The following is a 19,506-nucleotide window of genomic DNA, read 5'->3' on the forward strand; positions in this document are numbered from 1 at the left end:
CGTAAGGTGTGTTCAATGAGTTTTAGTACTTGGTTAGGTTTATTGGCTATTTGTTGTTTGGGGGCTATGTCGCCGGGCCCAAGTTTAGCTATGGTGGTGCGCCATACCTTAGGCGGCGGACGGGGCAAGGGCATAGTGTGTGCGTGGGCACATTCAATAGGCATTGGGATTTATGCGCTGGTGACGTTACTTGGCTTAGCCGTCGTACTTAAAAAGGCGCCCTTAGTCTTTAATGGCATTGCGATTCTCGGTGCTTTGTATCTGGCTTGGATGGGAGTTCAGGCGCTGCGTTCCAAGGGCGGTATGCAAGCTAAATTGGCCGCAGGGGAGGCGACAGATACCTTGACCGCAGCCCGTGATGGTATCGCCATTTCCTTATTCAATCCTAAAATCATGCTATTTTTCCTCGCATTATTCAGCCAATTCGTGATGGTGGCCGACAGCATGACAGCCAAAGCCTTAATCGTTTTTACCCCATTAGTGGTCGATGGCCTTTGGTACACGCTTATCGCTTTATTGTTATCCCACTCAAGCGTGTTGCCTAAGTTACGGGAAAAGGCAGGGTTAATTGATAAGTTGTCTGGCGTGGTGTTGATACTGCTGGCGTTCCGCGTGGTGTACACGCTTTAGTTATTGATTGTAGGTCATCTGTTTCAACAAACAAAAACGCCATCAATCGATGGCGTTTTTTAGGTTTTCGCTATGCATGAAAGGCGTGCTTAGCCTTTAAACATTTGCACTGAATTGTCGGTCTCTTCTGCCACCGCTTCTTGGAGAATCGGCGGATTCGCGATGTGATCGTCTAAGTTGTCACTCAGCATTTCTTTGAATTCACTGCTAAACCATTCTAATGCGCTTTCTTTCTCGGCGCCGAGATCCGCTGATTTAATCGCGGCTTCGAAGGCGTTAAAACGTGCCGCGGCAAAACGCAGTGCCGTGCCCACTTTACCTACATCTGCTTCTTGTTGGCTTAGCTGGTTGGCTAAGGCAATAAACTGATCGGCAAGTTCGTAAATGGTGGTGTTGCTCGTGTCGGTCATGGCGTTCACTCTAAAAAGTAACAGATTAAAGTTGGATTCTAACGTAATTGACGTAAGAAGGAATCGTCAGGCATTAACTATTGGGATCTGTGTCGGTAATGACGACTCCGGTTTGGGAGTCATAACTGATCGAGAGTTTGTCGTTTGTTCGATAGAAATAAGTGCACTTGCCAGGATTGGTATAACTGGCTTTGTAGTCGGTTTCTGTCGTATCAACATTTAAGCGCGAGACACTCGGTTGGGTATTTTGGAATAATACTTCCCATACTGAGATACAGTCTTCGACATTATCGAGCGCCGGTGAGGCTTCATTACCAAAGATATAGTGTTGTGCAGGCCAGCCGAAGGCGTTGAAATCCACTTGTTCAGATTGCGCCGTGCCAAATACGGGTAAGTCTTCTTTTGGACCTGAACCCACTTTTACCGCCCAAACGGATCGCGCCAGATTGATGGCTGACTTAAAGCCACCGCCAGCGGCTTTGACTGTAGCGATTTGCGCATCTTGCTGCACATTGATAAATTTTGGCAGGGCCACTACCGCTAAAATACCGAGCACTATGATGACCACCACAAGCTCTATTAAGGTGAAACCCGTTTGATGTCGTTGTATCAATTTATCAGAATGTTGGATCATCATGGAGTATTAGACAGTGCGAGAATGGGCGCACTATAGCATTTAAATTCGAATGTTTTAAATTGAAAGTCTTAAAGTGAAACACTGCAAATATAGCCGTATCACTTATCGACAAGCATAACCTTCAAACTTGCCATTCTACAGTAGGACTTTTAAGCTAATCCGATAATAGAATTGAGGAAGTAAAATCGTGACTCAGGCGACATGGCAAACATTTATCGATGAGCAAAGGGCTTTGCCTTATTTTCAGCAACTAAGTGCGTTTGTAGACAATGAACGCAGGGCTGGAAAAGTGGTTTATCCTCCCGAAGCCGATGTTTTTAATGCCTTTAGTATGACTCCGCTTGAAAAGGTCAAAGTGGTATTGATTGGTCAAGATCCCTATCACGGCCCAGATCAAGCCCATGGTTTATGCTTTTCGGTCAAGCGCGGTATTAAACCGCCGCCTTCCTTAGCCAATATGTACAAGGAATTAGCGACGGATATTGATGGCTTTACCATTCCATCCCACGGGGATTTATCCACATGGGCGGAGCAGGGGATATTAATGCTCAATACGGTATTAACCGTTGAGCAAGGTAAGGCGCACTCCCATGCCAAAGCAGGCTGGGAAGTGTTTACTGCTGCCGCGCTGGAATTATTAAATCGCCAGACACAGCCGATTATCTTCGTGCTTTGGGGCATTCATGCCATCAAAAAAGGTCAAGTGATTAACGCACCGCAACATCAAGTGCTCACTGGGCCGCATCCTTCACCTTTATCGGCCTATCGGGGTTTCTTTGGCTGTGGGCATTTTTCTCAAGTGAATCAATTATTACTTGAGCGGGGCGAAGCGCCGATCCGCTGGCAGGTTTAATCTTAGGATTGCGGATTTGAGGCAATAAAAAAGGTCTTACTGAGTAAGACCTTTTCTTTGGGCTAAAAACGGATTAGCGAGTGATCAGTGATTACGGTCGACCGAAATCTTAGCAAGCGCAACTAAGGCTTGCTTGTAGTCGCTGTCGGGCAGAATCGATAATGCCTCGATGGCTTTCTCTGATTCTTCAATTGCTTTTTGCTGGGTGTAGTTTAACGCGCCGCAATGGTGCAGTGCTGCCACGATTTTATCTATGGCCTGTGTACCATCGCCTTGCTCAATTGCTTGACGTATGAGGTGTTTCTCTTCGTCTGTGCCATGGGCAATGGCATAGATGAGTGGCAGAGTTGGTTTACCTTCAGCAAGGTCATCACCTATGTTCTTGCCTAGCTCATCACTGTCGGCGGTATAGTCGAGTAAATCGTCGGTAAGCTGGAAGGCGGTACCAAGATATTTACCATAGTTACCTAAGGCGGTTTCTTGCTCTGGCGTCGCACCCGCTAACACGCCCGCAAGCAGGGTGGCCGCTTCAAACAACTTAGCGGTTTTGCAATAAATGACCCGCATATAGCTTTCTTCTGTGGTATCAGGATCGTTGCAGTTCATCAGTTGTAAGACTTCGCCCTCGGCTAACACGTTCGTGGTATCCGCTAACACTCTGAGCACTTTCATGCTGTCGAGTTCGGTCATCATCTGGAATGAACGGGTATAAAGGAAATCCCCGACCAGCACGCTGGCGCTATTGCCGAACAGTGCGTTGGCGGTTTCTCGTCCGCGGCGCAATGTCGATTCATCAACTACATCATCGTGGAGCAATGAGGCCGTATGGATAAACTCAATAATCGCCGCTAGCTTAAGATGCGCTTCGCCTTCGTAGCTCACCGCACGTGCGGCTAATACCGACAGCAGAGGACGAAGACGTTTACCACCACCATTAATAATGTAAAAACCTAATTGATTAATTAGGGCGACATCTGATTCAAGCTGTTTATATATCAGCTGATTGACTGCTTGCATATCAGTGTCAGCCAGTTGACGAATAGCGTTTAAATCCATAGTAGACTCTGGTTGTGGGGTCATTACGTACCGGCCCCTGTTTAGGCTCACGTGTTATAATGAAATGAATTTTACCTAAAATTCTGACATATGACAGCACTAGCTCAACTAATGTGAGAGTTAATCCGGTCTTTTTTTATTCTTTCCTAATTAGGGCTTGCCAGAGTTAGATTCTTCGCGTAAACTCCGCGCCCATTGTCAATAAAGTTTTTATAGCACCCTGCCTCATCCAAGAATGAGCCCGCGTGTTAGGAATTGGAGTAAAATAGCTATGTACGCTGTTTTTCAAAGTGGTGGTAAACAACACCGTGTAGCCGAAGGCCACACTGTTCGTTTAGAAAAGTTAGAAGTTGCAACTGGCGAAACTATCGAATTCGATCAAGTTCTTTTGATCGCTGATGGCGAAACAGTGCATGTTGGTGCTCCTTTAGTAGCTGGCGGTAAAGTCGTTGCTGAAGTTGTAAGTCACGGTCGTGGCGATAAAGTAACTATCGTTAAGTTCCGTCGTCGTAAGCATCACGACAAGAAAATGGGCCACCGTCAGTGGTTCACTGAAGTTAAAATTACTGCTATCAACGCATAATAGGAGTCTAACTCATGGCACATAAAAAAGCTGGCGGTTCTACTCGTAACGGCCGCGATTCAGAAAGTAAACGTCTAGGTGTTAAGCGCTTTGGCGGTGAATCAGTTCTAGCTGGTAACATTATCGTTCGTCAACGTGGTACTAAATTCCACGCTGGTGTAAACGTAGGTATTGGTCGTGACCATACTCTGTTTGCTCTGACTGACGGTAAAGTGAAATTCGAAGTTAAAGGCGCTAATAACCGTAAGTTTATTAGCATCGAAGCTTAATTTTCGAACCTAGCTTATACTGTTAAAGCCCCGCCATTGGTGGGGCTTTCTGTTTTTTGTGCTTCTATTTACGCCGTGTAGATGCTTGAGTTGGTAAATGATTACCAAGAATGAGCATTGACAGGTAAGATTGGGAGCAAAGTATCTCGAGTTTTTTGGCGACCAATGAAGTTAGACGGTATAATTGCTTCATTCAGTGGTGCCAGGAGTAAGTATGAAGTTTGTCGATGAGGCAGTAATTAGGGTCGAAGCAGGCGACGGCGGTAGCGGTTGTGTTAGCTTTAGGCGCGAAAAGTATGTACCTGATGGTGGTCCTGATGGTGGTGATGGTGGCGACGGCGGCAGTGTTTTCCTGCAAGCTGACGAAAACTTCAACACTTTGATCGAGTTCCGTTTTGAACGTTTTCACATGGCTGAACGTGGCGAAAATGGTCGTGGCCGTGATTGTACCGGTCACAGCGGTAAAGATTTGATCTTAAAAGTTCCTGTTGGTACTCGCGCGGTCGATCATGATACTGAAGAAGTCCTTGGGGATTTAACGACCCACGGTCAAAAGCTATTGGTTGCCAAAGGTGGTTTCCATGGTTTAGGTAACACCCGTTTTAAGAGCAGTACTAACCGTGCCCCACGTCAAAAGACGTTAGGAACACCTGGTGAAGTTCGTAGCCTTAAATTAGAGTTGTTACTGCTGGCTGACGTTGGTTTGCTTGGCATGCCTAACGCGGGTAAGTCGACATTCATTCGTGCGGTTTCCCGTGCAACGCCGAAAGTGGCTGATTATCCGTTTACAACACTAGTGCCTAACTTAGGTGTGGTTAATCCACGTCCTGGTCAAAGCTTTGTGATCGCGGATATTCCAGGTCTTATCGAAGGCGCAGCCGATGGTGCTGGTTTAGGTATTCGCTTCTTAAAGCATCTTGAGCGTTGTCGTATTCTACTGCACATCATCGACATTGAGCCTATTGACGGAACCGATCCGGTTGAGTCTGCGCGCGCTATCGTTGGTGAGCTTGAGAAGTACTCTCCAAAGTTGGCGAGCAAGCCACGTTGGTTAGTCTTTAACAAAACCGATTTGCTGCTTGAAGAAGAGCTGCAACAAAAGGTTGATCGCATCGTTAAAGAAATGGGTTGGGAAGGCGACGTTTACACTATTTCTGCCTACAACCGCGACGGCACTAATGAGTTGGCATTAAAGCTCCTCGATTATATTGCGAGCTTGCCACCAGAAGACAATGAAATCGACCCAGACAGTGAAGTCGAGTTCAAGTGGGATAATTATCATCAAGCTAACTTAGATTCTGTAAATGAAGACTATGTTGATGAAGATGATGACGACGACTTTGATGATGACGACTACGACGTAGAAGTTATTTACCAGAGATAATCTTACCGTCTTAATTTTGAGAGTTCCGTGTACGCAGATACTCAAAATGATATTACTCGGCAAGTTGTGCGTGCTGCACAACTGCTACTGGCCTACGGCGCAGAATCTGATTTAGTTGAAGAAATCAGCCAGCGTCTAGGTCAGGCTTTAGGCCTTGCCAGCGTAGAACTCTCTATTTCCTCCAATTCCCTCGTGTTAACCAGTTTAGTTCATGGTCGCTGTATCACTACGACTCGTCGTATTCGTGAGCATGGCATTAATATGACCATAGTTTGTGAATTACAACGCATCTGTTTATTAGCTGAAAAAGGTCTGTATGGCCCCAACGAAGTCCGTAAACGTTTAGCGCGGATTGAGCCTAAAACCTATCCTCCTAGTTTAGTTGTCTTCATGATTGGCCTGTCTTGTGCCAGTTTTTGTCACCTGTTTAATGGTGATCTTATCTCGTGTGTGATTACCTTTTTTGCCGCAGCTGTGGGCATGTCGGTACGTTTAGCGATTGCTAAGCAGCATTTTAATTTATTGGTTAACTTTGCCGTCACGGCTTTCGTCACCAGTATGTTGGCTCAAACTGGCTATGTGTTTGCATTGAGTGAAACGCCTAAAGCAGCTATGGCCGCGAGTGTGCTAATGCTGGTGCCGGGTTTTCCGATGATCAATGCGATTTCTGACATGGTGAAAGGGCATATGAATGTCGGCATCTCCCGTTGGGGCCATGCGACCTTGCTGACCGTTTCTTCTGTGATAGGCATTACGATTGCGATGCAGATCGGCGGGATTTTCCTATGATGGAACTACTGATAACGCTGCTGCACGATGCTTTTTTCTCAGCAATTCCCGCCGTGGGATTTGCTATGGTGTTTAATGTTCCTAAACGATTTCTCCCCTATTGCGCCTTAGCGGGAGCCATTGGTCATAGCTCGCGTACCTTAATGCTACAGTTTGGTTTACCGATTGAGTGGGCCACATTTGCCGCTGCTGCAATCGTCGGGATTATTACGATAGGGTTTGGAAAACGCCATTTAGCGCCACCTTTAATGTATGCTGTCGCTGCTATTATACCTATGATCCCTGGCACTTATGCCTTTAATACCGTCATTGCCTTAGTGCAACTGACTGCTCAGTCTCAGGTGAGTCCTGAACTGACGGCACAAGTGATTAGTAATGGCCTCAAAACCGTCTTTATTCTCGGGGCGTTAGCTGTGGGGTTGGCCATGCCGAGCTTGCTGTATTTCAGAACCCGCCCCGTCATTCAATAATTCTATTTCAATAAAACAGGAGTGAGCATGCGCATTGCTATGATAGCCGCGATGTCAAACAATCGAGTCATCGGAAAAGAGAATAAAATGCCATGGCATCTTCCAGAAGATCTACGTCACTTTAAAGCCATGACCCTAGGTAAGCCTGTGCTGATGGGGCGTAAGACCTTTGAGTCCATTGGTAGACCCCTTCCTGGTCGACATAACATAGTGATTTCACGTCAAACGGATCTCGTCATTGAAGGCGTGACCTGTGTGACCTCTTTTGATGCAGCCAAACAAGCCGCTGGCGAGTGTGAAGAGTTAGTGGTGATTGGTGGCGGTCAGCTTTATGCCGAGTTATTACCTTACGCAGATACCTTATATTTGACGCAAATCAAGCTAGAGGTTGAGGGTGATACATTTTTCCCCCACTGGGATGACGGAACTTGGAAAGAAACGGGATCTTTGTCTAGTATAAATGCGGATGGTTTGGAATATCGCTTTATCAATTTGGTAAAAAAATGTTAAATTGCAGCCTCTGTTGTGTACCCTGTGTGTATGGGTCGTCAGTTTATCTAACGTATTGCATCATATCGGACATTTAGTTTTCACGGAAAGAAGAGATAGCCTATTTCGTTATCCTAGATTTCGAACGAGAGCTAAAGCCAAGAGGTCAATACCCTTTAGAGACGAGATGCAGCCCATACAAAATTGATAATAAAACTATAAGAAAGTATTAAGGAGTATCGGATGCGTCTTATGCCTGTAGCCTTGGCTGCGTTAATTGGATTTAGCTATATCACTGTACCAACCCCTGCTGTCGCGGGCGTTGATCCACTCGTCGCGAGTATTTGCGATTACGTAAAAGCTAACGATAAAAACCGCCTACGTAAAAAATTAAAAGAAAGCCGCGTTAAGCTACGTCAGATTTACACTGGTATCAGTTGCGATGGCGCAAGTCTATTGCGTACCGCTTACGGTGCGAGTGCGAACGATGCCGGTGAGTTCGTGGCTAAACGTTTGTCAGTGACGGAACTGAGTGTCGCTGAAGCCGATGGTATGACTATCCAAGCTTGGGCTGAAGCAAACGGTCATGGTGATAGCCCTATCACTGCTGCAGTGAAAGAGCGTCTTGGCGCTGCTGCAGGCGGCGAAGAAGAGTAATCGCTGAGCTGGACTCGTTGCACCGAACTAGCGGCACTTTAGCTCTATTTGCAGCTTAGTTATATTAGGCGACGAGTATTAAGCAACGGGTTTAAGCCATTAGTGTTAAGAGTCTAGTATTAAGCGCTTTGCATTAAACGTCTTGCCTTGAATCAGATCAAATGCCGAACTTAAGTTCGGCATTTTTTATGGCCCTAATTTACACTAAGTCGGTCAGAGCGAGTGATTGGTATGATAGGGAAAGTAAATTCGGTCCAAAAGAAAGGGCCGCTAAGCGACCCTTGGTTTAGTGGATTTTAACAATTAACATTTAGACTCTAAATTCACCAACTGAGGCTTGAAGTTCTTCGGCTAGTTTGGCGACTTGATGGCTAGACTGAGCCGTTTGATCTGCGCCGATAGCGGTTTCTTCTGAAATGGCAGCAATATGCTCCAGTTTCTCAGACACTTGCTGACTCACTAAATTCTGCTCTTGAGCAGCATGGGCGATATGAGTGCCTGAGTCATAGGCCTTATGCACAGACTGGCTAATGGTTTCGAGGGCAATGTTGGCTTGCTCAGTTTTTTCAACACAGGCATTTGCCTGAGCACGTCCCATATCCATGGCGGCAACGGCTTGCTCTGCACCTTGTTGCAACACTTCGATCATCTGTTGGATCTCTCGGGTCGATACTTGAGTACGTGAGGCTAAGCTACGGACTTCATCTGCAACTACCGCAAAACCACGACCTTGTTCACCGGCTCTAGCAGCTTCAATGGCGGCGTTAAGGGCGAGTAGGTTAGTCTGCTCTGCAATGCCGCGGATCACATCCAAAATTGAGCCAATTGAGGCGCTATCAGACTGCACTTTATTAATCACAACGCCTGCCTTGGCGACTTCATCGGCTAAAGCCAAAATAGTCAGTTTGTTCTCTTCGGCAATGGCTCGCATATGCTGAGTTTCTTGGTCGGCTTGCTTGATTTGCTCAAGGGCTTGATCAGCACTTAAGGACACCTGCTGCGCGCTAGAGCTCAGTTCTGTGGTTGCAGTGGCCACTTGGTCAACTTGGCTTTTTTGCTCTTGAATGCCCGAGGTAGTTTGCGCTGTGATGGCCGACGTTTGTTCAGCTGCCGCGGCCAGTTGGTTCGATCTATCCAAGATACCGATAATCAAACTGCGTAAGCTATCGACGAGACGGTTGCAGTTTTTCGCCAGCTCTGCAAATTCATCGTGTCCAGAGTCATCAAGCTTATGGGTAAGGTTGCCTGAGGCTAAGACGTTTAGAGCATTGTTCACTTGGCTTAGTGAGCGTTTGAGCGGATTCACTACAGCAAAACTCACAATGACAGCGACAACAATGGCAATTAACACTACAACCATGGTTTGTATGCTAGCAGAGTCAATCTTAGCTATGGTGTCGTTGCTCATGTTGGCGGCAACAAGTTCGATGTTATTACTTACATCATCCATGTTGGAATTAATAACTTTCACGTCTTTTTCGATAATACCGAGTTTGACCACAGCTTCTTTAGCATGGGAAAGCTGGCTCGATTTCAGCTGCAACATAGATTGCGGGCCAGTAACAAGCGCTAAAACTTTTTCAATATCTTTAGTGACTGAACTTAAGGTATCCGCATCGACGATACCTTGACCGTGACGATTCACATATTCAAGTTTGTTTTTGGTTTCGCTGATAATGTAGTCAAGTTCTTTAGAGATCAGTTCGTGTTTATTGTCTTCTTCATTGGTCACTAAGTCTGCGATAGTGGTGATGATATTCCCGAGGCTAGTATCAATCGCGCTGGCTGACGCGGCCAGACTCTGCTCATCGGGATTTTGACTGCTTTCTAAATCAACAATATCGAGCAGTTCCGATGAGGCATCATCGGCGGCATTTTCGAGTTTTTTCTTTAGATTAACTAACTGTTCTTGCTTGCTTAATGAAGCTTCACGTTCGGCGATCATAGCAAGGCTGTCTCGCTCGAAGGTGGAGAAATTGCCGCTTAATTGGCTGATTAAGGAGGTGAGCTCTGGCTGGCTTTTGACTAATTGAGTGACGTTGGCTATTTCGTTTTTGAACTGAGTGCCATGATCATCGAACACTTTACGAATACTAGGAATATTGGCCGATTTAGGCGTGTGATAGGCAATCAGGATTTGTCTTTGTTGCTCGCTCAAGGTTTCACTGAGGTGATTGGTTGACTTAAGCGCAGGCAAGCTTAATTCTTGCATCATCGCCGAGCTTGCTTTTAGGCTGTTGTTGGTGAGGTAGGACGTAAATCCTAGCACCACGAGTAAAAGCGTGACAATACCAAATCCGCCAATCACTCTGGTGGCTACGTTAAATTTCATAGGATACTCCGATTTTTATTATATTTTTCCAAATGAAAACAGGGCGATTTCAGGGTTAGGCGGCTCAGTCTGTTATCGACTTTAAGCTATTTTAGTTTAACTCTTTTTTAACTTTTTTTGCGTAATTTTTTGGTCTTTTTCAAGATGCCATAGGGTTAAGTGTTCACCCCAGCAACAACCTGTATCTAAAGCCTTTAATTTAGTATCGCCGACATTGCCCATCAGTGCTGCCCAATGGCCGAAAACCAAGGTGTGACTCTGGCGCAGGGGCGAAACAAACTCAAACCAAGGTTTGAGTTGTGGATTAGTACAGTTTTCAGGAGGTTGTTTACAATCAAAATCGAGTCGGCCATCGATATAGAGGTAGCGCATGCGTGTTAATGCGTTGATGCAGTAACGTAGGCGCTCTATGCCAATTGCACTTGGGTCCCATTGTTCGGCACTATCCGAATACATTTGGGCTATCAGTGCCTCAAGATAATCATCTTGTTTAAGTGCGCAACTGACGAGTGCGGTTTCTTCTCTTAATACTTCAAGCGACCACTGCGGTGGTACACCCGCATGACTCATGATGAGTTGGTATTCGGGTAATTCACGCATTAGGGGTTGCTGTCTCAGCCAGTCAATTGAGGCTGAAATATCGGACGATTCAAGAATTTCAGTTAAATTATCGCTGGGCTTAGCGCGTTTGAGCTTGCCGTGTAACGCCATTAAGTGGAGATCGTGATTGCCTAAAACCGTTTTAGCGGAATCACCTAAAGAACGAAAAAAGCGCAGTGTAGCTAAGGAATCTGGTCCGCGAGCAACAAGATCACCTACAGCCCAGAGTTCATCACGTGAGGGATTAAAATCGACCTTAGCGAGTAATTTTTGTAATTCAGCGAAACAGCCTTGAATATCACCAACAAAATAATGCGCCACAGTACCCCTTTCCTAACGATATTAATGTAGTAAGCCTGGGGTCGCTAAACGGAAGGGACGGATCGTCGCTTGGAAATGCTCACCCGATTCGCTGACCATACCATAAGTGCCATGCATTATGCCAAGGGGTGTATCGAGCACTGTGCCACTGGTGTATTGATAGGCGGTATTTGGCGCTATGGTTGGTGTTTCACCGACAACTCCGGCGCCTTGGACTTCACTGGTATTGCCATTGGCATCTGTGATTATCCAGTGACGGGTTTCGAGTTTAGCCGCCTGCTCACCTAAATTGATGATAGTGATGGTATAGCTGAAGAGGTATTTTTCATCCTCGGGCGAGGACTGCTGCTCTATATATTCAGTTTTAACTTCAACCCGAATGGAGGTGTCCAATGCGCTCATTCTTGTTCCTAGGCTCTGGTTAAAGGGCACCGAAGTGCCCAGACATATTTATGCTTTCTTATCGCAAACCATGTTAGCCATAGCAACATACTGTTGCACGCTAATCTGCTCTGGACGTTGACTTGAGTCAATCCCTAATTGCTCGAACTCATCGTCAGATAACATGTGCTTTAAGTTATTACGCAGAGTCTTACGACGCATGTTGAACGCCGTAGTACAAAGGTGACGTAGTACGGTCACATCTTTGCAAGGGAACGGTTTTACAGCGTATGGCAATAAGCGTACGACTGCTGAGTCGACCTTAGGCGCGGGCGTAAAGCTGTGGGGCGGCACTTCAAGAACCGGAACCACTTGGCAGAAGTATTGCGCCATTACCGTTAAACGGCCATAGGCTTTACAACCTGGGCTTGCCGATAAACGCAGTACCACTTCTTTTTGCAGCATAAAGTGCATGGTTTCAATCTGTTCGGCAAATTCGAACAGGTGGAACATCAGCGGCGTTGAAATGTTGTAAGGTAAGTTACCAAACACTTTCATCTTTTTGCCAGGCACACTCAGTTGACCAAAATCAAACTGCAGTGCATCACCTTGGTGAATGGTCAGTTTATCTTTAAGGACTGGGTGATGATGTAAGCGTTCAACTAGATCGCGGTCAAGTTCGACGACGGTCAGGTTATCTACAGCTTCGGCTACGGGTTCGGTTAAGGCACCAAGGCCTGGGCCGATCTCGACCATCACATGGTGATTATCGGGGGCAATTGCGCCCACAATGCGGTCAATCACATTGCCGTCGGTAAGGAAGTTTTGTCCGAAACGCTTTCTGGCCGTGTGGCCTAAATGTACTTTGTTGCTCATTAATAATGTAATCGTTTAGTTCTTTGAGGATAACTCAATGGCTTTATTCAGAGCACACACAAAGCTGCCAATATCGGCTTTGCCTGTACCCGCGAGATCGAGCGCCGTACCATGGTCAACCGAGGTACGAATATAGGGTAAACCTAAGGTGATGTTTACCGATTTGCCAAATCCTTGTGACTTGAGAACGGGAAGTCCTTGGTCATGGTACATGGCCAAGACGACATCGGCGTCCTGTAAATATTTAGGTTGGAACAGGGTATCGGCGGGTAATGGGCCGACAATATTCATCTGGAACTCTTCTCGCAACTCGTTGAGTGCAGGAATAATCACGTCGATTTCTTCACGCCCTAAATGGCCGTCTTCACCTGCGTGTGGATTAAGGCCACAAACATAAATTTTCGGTGAAACTATGCCAAATTTGCTGATGAGATCGGCATGTAAAATCTTGATAATATGCTGTAGGCGTTGACGCGTTATCGCTTTTGCAACATAGGCCAGTGGAATATGTGTGGTCACGAGTGCCACTTGCAATCCCGGCGTTGCCAGCATCATCACCACATCTGGGCAATTTGCTTGATGGGCAAAAAACTCAGTATGGCCACTAAAGGAAATACCCGCTTGATTGATAATGCCTTTGTGTACCGGACCCGTCACGACAGCATCAAACTCGCCGCTCATGTTTTTCTCACCCGCATAACGCAAGGTTTCAACTACATAAGTGCTGTTTTGCTCATCGAGCTGACCGCAAATCGATTCGGTCACTAGCTTGAAGGGGGCAATGGTTAATGTGCCCGCTTCTTGCGGTTTAGGCGCTTGATTTGGCTGGTAAGGGCGGAAAGTCACTTGCAAACCGAGTCGTTTAGCACGGCTGGTTAATAATTCTGGATCCGCACAAACGACTAACTCAGCAGGCCAAGCCTGCTGAGCGAGTTGTACGACTAAATCGGGGCCAATACCTGCGGGTTCGCCTGGGGTAACGGCAATACGTTTAGTGCTCAATTAGAATTAACCTCGATTGGTCTCTGGCTGGAAGATTTCAATGTATGCGTCTGAACGCATTTCGTCTAGCCAGTTTTGCAGTTCTTCGTTAAATTTGCGACGGAAGATCAACTGGTGCGCACGGTTACTGTTGAACTGATCCGTGGCATCGGTTTTTCTGCGTTCTTCTAACTGGGTAATGTGCCAACCGTGAGTAGTACGGAATGGCTCACTGATCTGGTCAGTTTTTAAACTGTTAAGGGTTTGAGCGAACTCTGGCACGTAAATGCTTGGCTCTGCCCAACCTAATTCGCCGCCTTTAGTGGCTGAACCTGGATCTTCAGAATATTGACGCGCTAGGTCTTCAAACTTAGCTTCACCTGAGCGAATTTGCTTCAGAAATTGCTCAAGCATGGCTTTAGCACGATCTTCTGACAAAATTGGCGATGGCTTGAGCAAAATGTGGCGCGCTCTGACTTCTTCAATTTCTTTGGTTTGTAGGCCGCGAGCATCCATGATTTTAATAATATGGAAGCCAGCACCACTCTTAATAGGGCCGATAATGTCACCCGTTTTCGCACCGTTGATCACTTCGGCGAACAGGGTTGGCATTTCATTGATGTTCATGTAGTCCCAAATACCGCCTTCGAGTGCTTTAGGGCCCGAAGAAGATGCGATAGCGGTACGACGGAAATCTTCACCACTCTTCAAACGCTCCAAAACGATATTGGCACGTTTGCTCGAGGATTCCAGTTGTTCACTGGTAGGATTATTTGGCACGTCAATCAGGATGTGGCCAATTTGGTATTCCACATCTTTCATCCCTTGTTCTTGGATGAGTTTGACTAGGCTAGTAATTTCCTGTGGTGACACTTGAATACGACGTTGTACTTGAATACGCTGAATTTCACCTAGGGTGATTTCTTCGCGCAACTGCTCGCGGTATTGGCTGAAGCTTAACCCTTCACTTTCAATTTTCTGTTGCATCTGCGCCACAGACATTTTTTGTTCGCGCGCGATGTTTTCAATCGCTTGGTCTAATTGTAAGTCACCAATATGCAGGCCAATACGATCTGCCATTTGCAGTTGTAAACGGGTCAAGATCAAACGTTCAATCACCTGAGTACGCAGGGCACTGTCAGAAGGTAACGATTGGTTTGCCGTTTTGGCATTGGCTTTAACAGTGTCAATCATGTTAGTGATTTCACTTTCGAGCACTATGCCGTCGTTAATTTGGACCGCAACGCGGTCGAGTGGCTGAGGTGCGGCCAATGTAGGTTGGCTGATAGCGAGTGCAAATAAAGCAAAAATCAGATGTTTACTGGGTTTCATCCACAAAATCCTTGGCACGTTCTAAGGTCAGGTTCGACGGCTTAATTGAAATAACTTTACCATTTATATCGAAATTACAGCGAGTTGCCCTAATGTAATTTTTTGGCGATGCATTTGAGTGCATGGTTAAACCTTAAGATCCGCTTTTATTAGCGTTAGCAAAAGGCAAACGATAAAGCACTCATTAACCTGTTTGGACTCTCAGTCCTTGTTGAGGTTCAGCAATCTATCACAATTCTTTGCTAATTCCTCAGATAAAGCGGTTTTCTGTAGTTAAACAGGCCGTCATTGAGCATATCGGTTACGCCTAATGGGCCAGAACCACCGAGTCCTTTAATGACTAAATTCAGGTAGAAGCCGCTTTCAAACTGCTCACGCGAGTCGATAGCAGCAGAGCCTATGTTGTCGTCATAGTTAGTTTTAATGCGGTAGTGATAACTAAATCGCACCGCATAACAACATGATTCGTATTGAATACCTGTGTAGGTTTCAATGCTGCGGCTTTCGTTTAAGTCATAATACCAATTACCCACGAAGTAGAGATCGTCACTGATGGGCCAAGCGCCACGAACACCCGTTTGGGAGATGTTCACAGTATCATTGGTATTGGAGTTCAATAAATCGGGGACGTAGCGATAGCTAAATTGCAGCAATTTGTTCGCTTCGGGTCTGAAATCTAAGGTGACTTCCGTTTTTTTATTTTCACTGGTGTTGGTGTCGTATTGAATCGCCGCACCCATGTACCAATCATTCGTCAAACGGGTATCTAACTCGGCAGCGAGTACAGATGTCGATTGATTTGATTCAAAAATATTGTCTTCGTAGCCGACTTTACTATCTTGCAGGTAAAAAATTTGCCCTAAGCTGAATTTAGTCGCTTCTTGGTTGTGACTGTCAAAGATACGCGTGGTAACACCTAGCGTGACTTGATTCGCATCGGAAATGCGATCCAGTCCGGAGAAGCGGCGATCACGGAATAGACCAAAATAGTCATCCTGTAATTGGGCCGTATCGTAAATTCCTATGCCGCGTTGGTCTTCGTAGCCAACATAAAGATATTGGAATTGCGGTTCCAGTGTTTGGCGATAGTTTTCATCGAAAAGCTCAGTAAAACGCTCGAAGTTAATCTGACCATTAATCCGTACTTGCGGAATGGTACGGCTTACCGTGTCATCGACAACAAGATCAGGGTCTTCATTATGCTGCCAATAATTGGTCTGCATCAGCTTCACTTGGCTGGTCAGTGAGCCCGAAGGTCCGTGAATTGGCAGGGTCACGCTCGGTGACATATGTAAACGCGTCGCCGTGTTCACATTGTTGTCTTGATGGGCAAAATTCGTCAGCTCTGAATTAAAGCCAAAATCTAAATTGTTCCAAAAATCGGCGGCGCGATAGTTAAAGTTGACCTGAGGCATCACCTGATACGGTTTTTCGTCTTCACCGAGTACTTTAATATCTTGAACCCGGGTGCTGATATCCCAGTTACTTTCGAAGTAGCTGATTTCACCTATGCGCGACAGCTGGTTGTCGGTAGCACGGTTAACATCTGACTTTAAGTCATTGAAATAGTTGTTGTCTGACACGTCGGTAAAATTAGCTAATACACGCCAATTCTTGTCGATTGACCCTTGGTGTTGCCAGTTGTACAGGTAGCGATTAGGGCTGCCGCTGATCAATTGATCGTTGCCTAGATATTCAAAATTGACTCGGCCTTTTTGAGCCTCGCCTGCTAAATAACCAAACTCAGTCTTAGTGAATAAACCACGGTTAGACATATAGTTAGGCGTAAAGGTTAAATCATATTCTGGGGCAATGTTCCAGTAATAGGGTGCAGCTATTTCGACGCCATTGGTGGTACTGGTACTAAAGCTTGGGTAGAGAAAGCCCGACTTACGTTTATCAGAAACCGGCACTGTCATGTAGGGAATGTAGAATACAGGCACGCCGCCGACTCTTAACTTGGCATTCCAAATTTCGCCCCATTCTTCTTCACTGTTAATCTTGATTTTCTCGGCTTCGAGCAGCCAAGAGACATTGTCGGGTGGACAAGTGGTAAAGTTAGTATTGGTTAAAATTAAATTGTTATTGATGGTAATTTGCAGCTTTTCTGCATCGCCATGAACCTGTTGTCCATGCAGCCAATATTGCGCCCCTTTAAGGGTGGCACGATTGGAGCGCATTTGAGCTTGTAATGACTCGGCAGTAACAGTGAAGTTACTGTCTTGGAAGACTAAATTACCATTGGCATCAAACTGTTCTGTTGCTTGATCTAAAATCGCCTCATCGGCCGCTATGTGTCTATCGCCTTGGCTAAAAAGCACATCACCACGGAAAATCGCCTGTTTGCCCATTTCGGCATTGGTATTATCAGACGTGATACGAATTTTGTTGAGTTCAGCCGCACTCATCCCTTGGGTTTGAGATACGATACGGGGTACTGGCGGTTCGATTAAGCATTGAGATGCCGAAGCGGTTGGAGAGTCGTCTGCCAGGACTAATTGCGGTAACAGGCTCAGGGCCAGAAGGTATCGGATCTGCATCTTTAGGTCAGTAATTATGATTTCTTATTCTGGACAAGTATGGATGGGGAAAGTTGCAATTTACAAACGCAACGCCGCTTAATAAATCTCTCAATTTCTTAGCTGTTTCCAAATTATATGCCAGCTATAATAAAGCAATTTTTCTTTAAGAGCCATGCAATGACTTTATCCGATACGAGATTTCTTTCCCTAAATCAGTGGCTGAATGCATATTTTTCCGATGAGGTGACACCGATATTGATTTCCGGTGACGCAAGTTTTAGACGTTACTTTCGGATCACGACACCCGATGCCACCTTTATCGCCGCCGATTCACCGCCACAACTGGTGCCCATCGCGCCCTTTATCGCCTTATCTAATGCCTATGCCGCCGCGGGATTGACAGTTCCAAAAGTGATCCATGCCGACGCCGCTCAAGGTTTTATGCTGATGAGTGACTTAGGTGATACCCAGCTGTTATCAGTGCTTAACGTGCAAAATGTGGCTGACTATTATCGTCAGGCACTCGATTTACTGCCGCAAGTGGCCTCTGTGGTTGCAAGTCAGCATCTTGATAGTGGCCTAGTTCAGCCCTTACCGCTGTACGACGAAGCCTTTGTTCGCCGTGAATTGCACATCTTTACTGAGTGGCTACTCGGCACTCATCTTAATTTGTCTTTGGACGAGTCAGAGCTGCAAATGCTAAGCGATAGCTTCGATCTGCTTGTCGACAATGCGCTATCTCAACCTAGCGTTGGGATGCATAGGGATTTCCATAGCCGCAATCTTATGCTGCAAGCAGGCGAATTGTGCGTAATTGATTTTCAGGATGCCGTCGTCGGCCCTGTGACTTACGACGCGGTATCGCTATTGCGTGATTGTTATATTCGCTGGCCGCAGCCGTTAGTCGCAGACTTGATGCAATACCATTATCAGCAAGCACTCGCGCTTCGCTTCATTCCCGCACAGACCACTCTTGAGCAATATCAAACTTGGTTTGATCTCATGGGCTTACAACGTCACATCAAGGCGGTGGGGATTTTTGCAAGGTTAAATTATCGTGACAGTAAACCTGCGTATATGGCGGATATTCCACTGACATTAACGTATATTGTCGACATCGCCATGCAGTATCCCGAACTCGTGCCATTTGCACACTGGTTGACTCGTCGCGTGTTGCCTGCGTTTACAGCTAGCCAGTCTTTATCTGAGGTTAAGCAATGAAAGCCATGATCTTGGCCGCCGGACGAGGTGAGAGGTTACGGCCGTTAACGGATAATATGCCTAAACCTATGGTGCCAGTATTAGGTAAACCGTTGATTGTTTATCATATTGAAAAACTTGCCGCGTTAGGCATAGTCGATATCGTCATTAATCATGCTTGGCTGGGGCATAAATTAGTCGAGGAGCTGGGCGATGGCAGCGCTTTTGGGGTGCGAATTCGCTATAGCGCTGAAGAGAGTGCGCTTGAAACCGGCGGCGGCATTAAACGGGCTTTGCCTTTATTGTGTGAGGGTGAAAGCGATGAACCCTTTTTGGTCATTAATGGCGATGTATTTATCGATGCCTTACCGCCAATCACGCAGCTTGCTGCCGATACGCTCGCCCATCTGTGGCTAGTGCCTAATCCTGAGCAGCATCCGCAGGGGGATTTCGCCTTGTATGGCAATCGAGTGCAGGAGCTTGGTGAGACTAAGTACACTTTCTCGGGCATGGGCATTTATCGGCCTTCGCTGTTTAATAACACGCCGCAGGGCGCGTTTGCACTCGGTCCGCTGCTTAGAAAGCAAATGGCCCAAGGCCGAGTCAGCGGCGCGCTGTTTCACGGGCTTTGGTGCGATGTTGGCACGATTGCACGCCTGCAAGGGCTCGAACTGAGATTACAAAGCAATACCTAAATATCTGTGCTGGCTTATCCATAGGATAGTGCTGGCACA

At 46.2% G+C, this 19,506-nt stretch carries 21 protein-coding genes; 11 read left to right on the top strand and 10 right to left on the bottom strand.

Annotated elements, in window-relative coordinates; genetic code table 11:
- Window positions 1-15 precede the first annotated feature (15 nt).
- Window positions 16-630, top strand: a complete 615-nt coding sequence (locus OX890_RS06970) for a LysE family translocator (RefSeq protein ID WP_220777044.1) — start codon at window positions 16-18, stop codon at window positions 628-630.
- Between the two features lie 89 nt (window positions 631-719).
- On the opposite strand, the gene OX890_RS06975 is transcribed toward OX890_RS06970, so the two are convergent.
- Complete coding sequence (locus OX890_RS06975) at window positions 720-1,040, bottom strand: DUF3144 domain-containing protein (protein WP_106649673.1); 321 nt, start codon at window positions 1,038-1,040, stop codon at window positions 720-722.
- Window positions 1,041-1,113: 73 nt separating this feature from the next.
- Window positions 1,114-1,677, bottom strand: a complete 564-nt coding sequence (locus tag OX890_RS06980) for a pilus assembly FimT family protein (RefSeq protein WP_268650337.1) — start codon at window positions 1,675-1,677, stop codon at window positions 1,114-1,116.
- 187 nt (window positions 1,678-1,864) lie between these two features.
- On the opposite strand from OX890_RS06980, the gene ung reads away from it, so the two are divergent.
- Entirely contained in the window at window positions 1,865-2,530 is a 666-nt protein-coding gene (gene ung, locus OX890_RS06985) for a uracil-DNA glycosylase (protein ID WP_268650338.1), read from the top strand.
- Window positions 2,531-2,614: 84 nt separating this feature from the next.
- Here the strand turns inward: ung and ispB are convergent, their stop codons facing one another.
- A complete protein-coding gene (gene ispB / locus OX890_RS06990; RefSeq protein ID WP_037391117.1) occupies window positions 2,615-3,586 on the bottom strand; it encodes an octaprenyl diphosphate synthase in 972 nt (323 codons plus the stop codon).
- A 271-nt stretch (window positions 3,587-3,857) separates the two neighbouring features.
- Between ispB and rplU the strand changes: the two genes are divergently transcribed.
- The 7 genes from rplU to OX890_RS07025 all read left to right on the top strand — a co-directional run bounded on the left by rplU (window position 3,858) and on the right by OX890_RS07025 (window position 8,227).
- Window positions 3,858-4,169 (top strand): 50S ribosomal protein L21, encoded by a 312-nt coding sequence (gene rplU, locus OX890_RS06995; protein WP_006080526.1) that lies wholly within the window; start codon window positions 3,858-3,860, stop codon window positions 4,167-4,169.
- 14 nt (window positions 4,170-4,183) lie between these two features.
- Window positions 4,184-4,438: a 50S ribosomal protein L27 gene (gene rpmA, locus OX890_RS07000; protein ID WP_006080527.1), complete on the top strand. Its 255-nt coding sequence runs from the start codon at window positions 4,184-4,186 to the stop codon at window positions 4,436-4,438.
- A 214-nt stretch (window positions 4,439-4,652) separates the two neighbouring features.
- Entirely contained in the window at window positions 4,653-5,822 is a 1,170-nt protein-coding gene (cgtA, locus tag OX890_RS07005; protein ID WP_006080528.1) for an Obg family GTPase CgtA, read from the top strand.
- Window positions 5,823-5,849: 27 nt separating this feature from the next.
- Window positions 5,850-6,611: a threonine/serine exporter family protein gene (locus OX890_RS07010; RefSeq protein WP_006080529.1), complete on the top strand. Its 762-nt coding sequence runs from the start codon at window positions 5,850-5,852 to the stop codon at window positions 6,609-6,611.
- Complete coding sequence (locus tag OX890_RS07015) at window positions 6,608-7,081, top strand: threonine/serine exporter family protein (protein ID WP_006080531.1); 474 nt, start codon at window positions 6,608-6,610, stop codon at window positions 7,079-7,081. Before OX890_RS07010 ends, OX890_RS07015 begins: the two co-directional genes overlap by 4 nt.
- 27 nt (window positions 7,082-7,108) lie before the next feature.
- Window positions 7,109-7,591 carry a type 3 dihydrofolate reductase gene (gene folA, locus OX890_RS07020; RefSeq protein WP_268650339.1) on the top strand — a complete coding sequence of 161 codons (483 nt, stop codon included), beginning with the start codon at window positions 7,109-7,111 and terminating at the stop codon, window positions 7,589-7,591.
- Between the two features lie 222 nt (window positions 7,592-7,813).
- The gene (locus OX890_RS07025) at window positions 7,814-8,227 is read left to right on the top strand and encodes a DUF3718 domain-containing protein (protein WP_259520660.1); all 414 of its coding nucleotides are present in this window, start codon (window positions 7,814-7,816) and stop codon (window positions 8,225-8,227) included.
- Between the two features lie 310 nt (window positions 8,228-8,537).
- Here the strand turns inward: OX890_RS07025 and OX890_RS07030 are convergent, their stop codons facing one another.
- The 7 genes from OX890_RS07030 to lptD form a co-directional block, all read right to left on the bottom strand.
- Window positions 8,538-10,559, bottom strand: coding sequence for a methyl-accepting chemotaxis protein (locus tag OX890_RS07030; protein ID WP_226059268.1), 2,022 nt, complete (start codon window positions 10,557-10,559; stop codon window positions 8,538-8,540).
- Window positions 10,560-10,655: 96 nt separating this feature from the next.
- Window positions 10,656-11,480 (bottom strand): symmetrical bis(5'-nucleosyl)-tetraphosphatase, encoded by an 825-nt coding sequence (locus OX890_RS07035; RefSeq protein ID WP_268650340.1) that lies wholly within the window; start codon window positions 11,478-11,480, stop codon window positions 10,656-10,658.
- A gap of 21 nt (window positions 11,481-11,501) precedes the next feature.
- Window positions 11,502-11,882, bottom strand: coding sequence for a Co2+/Mg2+ efflux protein ApaG (gene apaG, locus OX890_RS07040; RefSeq protein WP_006080538.1), 381 nt, complete (start codon window positions 11,880-11,882; stop codon window positions 11,502-11,504).
- 48 nt (window positions 11,883-11,930) lie between these two features.
- The gene (gene rsmA / locus OX890_RS07045; RefSeq protein ID WP_006085825.1) at window positions 11,931-12,737 is read right to left on the bottom strand and encodes a 16S rRNA (adenine(1518)-N(6)/adenine(1519)-N(6))-dimethyltransferase RsmA; all 807 of its coding nucleotides are present in this window, start codon (window positions 12,735-12,737) and stop codon (window positions 11,931-11,933) included.
- Between the two features lie 15 nt (window positions 12,738-12,752).
- The gene (gene pdxA / locus OX890_RS07050; protein ID WP_006085824.1) at window positions 12,753-13,739 is read right to left on the bottom strand and encodes a 4-hydroxythreonine-4-phosphate dehydrogenase PdxA; all 987 of its coding nucleotides are present in this window, start codon (window positions 13,737-13,739) and stop codon (window positions 12,753-12,755) included.
- 6 nt (window positions 13,740-13,745) lie between these two features.
- On the bottom strand, window positions 13,746-15,050 hold the full coding sequence (surA, locus tag OX890_RS07055; protein WP_006085822.1) for a peptidylprolyl isomerase SurA: 1,305 nt from the start codon (window positions 15,048-15,050) through the stop codon (window positions 13,746-13,748).
- Window positions 15,051-15,292: 242 nt separating this feature from the next.
- Window positions 15,293-17,590 carry an LPS assembly protein LptD gene (gene lptD, locus OX890_RS07060; protein ID WP_126491321.1) on the bottom strand — a complete coding sequence of 766 codons (2,298 nt, stop codon included), beginning with the start codon at window positions 17,588-17,590 and terminating at the stop codon, window positions 15,293-15,295.
- Window positions 17,591-17,749: 159 nt separating this feature from the next.
- Here lptD and OX890_RS07065 point away from each other — a divergent pair, with 159 nt between their 5' ends.
- Both OX890_RS07065 and murU read left to right on the top strand, forming a co-directional pair.
- Window positions 17,750-18,793, top strand: coding sequence for an aminoglycoside phosphotransferase family protein (locus OX890_RS07065; RefSeq protein WP_232005155.1), 1,044 nt, complete (start codon window positions 17,750-17,752; stop codon window positions 18,791-18,793).
- Entirely contained in the window at window positions 18,790-19,467 is a 678-nt protein-coding gene (gene murU, locus OX890_RS07070) for an N-acetylmuramate alpha-1-phosphate uridylyltransferase MurU (protein ID WP_126491323.1), read from the top strand. The genes OX890_RS07065 and murU overlap by 4 nt, the downstream gene beginning before the upstream one ends.
- Window positions 19,468-19,506: the final 39 nt, after the last annotated feature.

Origin of the sequence: Shewanella sp. DAU305, from assembly GCF_026802235.1 — a bacterium.
GTDB classification, from domain to species: domain Bacteria; phylum Pseudomonadota; class Gammaproteobacteria; order Enterobacterales; family Shewanellaceae; genus Shewanella; species Shewanella baltica.

Coding starts and splice junctions, on each gene's coding strand:
- OX890_RS06970 (WP_220777044.1), top strand. CDS start 16: ATGAGTTTTAGTACTTGGTTAGGTTTATTGGCTATTTGTTGTTTGGGG.
- OX890_RS06975 (WP_106649673.1), bottom strand. CDS start 1,040: ATGACCGACACGAGCAACACCACCATTTACGAACTTGCCGATCAGTTT.
- OX890_RS06980 (WP_268650337.1), bottom strand. CDS start 1,677: ATGATGATCCAACATTCTGATAAATTGATACAACGACATCAAACGGGT.
- ispB (WP_037391117.1), bottom strand. CDS start 3,586: ATGGATTTAAACGCTATTCGTCAACTGGCTGACACTGATATGCAAGCA.
- rplU (WP_006080526.1), top strand. CDS start 3,858: ATGTACGCTGTTTTTCAAAGTGGTGGTAAACAACACCGTGTAGCCGAA.
- rpmA (WP_006080527.1), top strand. CDS start 4,184: ATGGCACATAAAAAAGCTGGCGGTTCTACTCGTAACGGCCGCGATTCA.
- cgtA (WP_006080528.1), top strand. CDS start 4,653: ATGAAGTTTGTCGATGAGGCAGTAATTAGGGTCGAAGCAGGCGACGGC.
- OX890_RS07015 (WP_006080531.1), top strand. CDS start 6,608: ATGATGGAACTACTGATAACGCTGCTGCACGATGCTTTTTTCTCAGCA.
- folA (WP_268650339.1), top strand. CDS start 7,109: ATGCGCATTGCTATGATAGCCGCGATGTCAAACAATCGAGTCATCGGA.
- OX890_RS07025 (WP_259520660.1), top strand. CDS start 7,814: ATGCGTCTTATGCCTGTAGCCTTGGCTGCGTTAATTGGATTTAGCTAT.
- OX890_RS07030 (WP_226059268.1), bottom strand. CDS start 10,559: ATGAAATTTAACGTAGCCACCAGAGTGATTGGCGGATTTGGTATTGTC.
- apaG (WP_006080538.1), bottom strand. CDS start 11,882: ATGAGCGCATTGGACACCTCCATTCGGGTTGAAGTTAAAACTGAATAT.
- rsmA (WP_006085825.1), bottom strand. CDS start 12,737: ATGAGCAACAAAGTACATTTAGGCCACACGGCCAGAAAGCGTTTCGGA.
- surA (WP_006085822.1), bottom strand. CDS start 15,050: ATGAAACCCAGTAAACATCTGATTTTTGCTTTATTTGCACTCGCTATC.
- lptD (WP_126491321.1), bottom strand. CDS start 17,590: ATGCAGATCCGATACCTTCTGGCCCTGAGCCTGTTACCGCAATTAGTC.
- OX890_RS07065 (WP_232005155.1), top strand. CDS start 17,750: ATGACTTTATCCGATACGAGATTTCTTTCCCTAAATCAGTGGCTGAAT.
- murU (WP_126491323.1), top strand. CDS start 18,790: ATGAAAGCCATGATCTTGGCCGCCGGACGAGGTGAGAGGTTACGGCCG.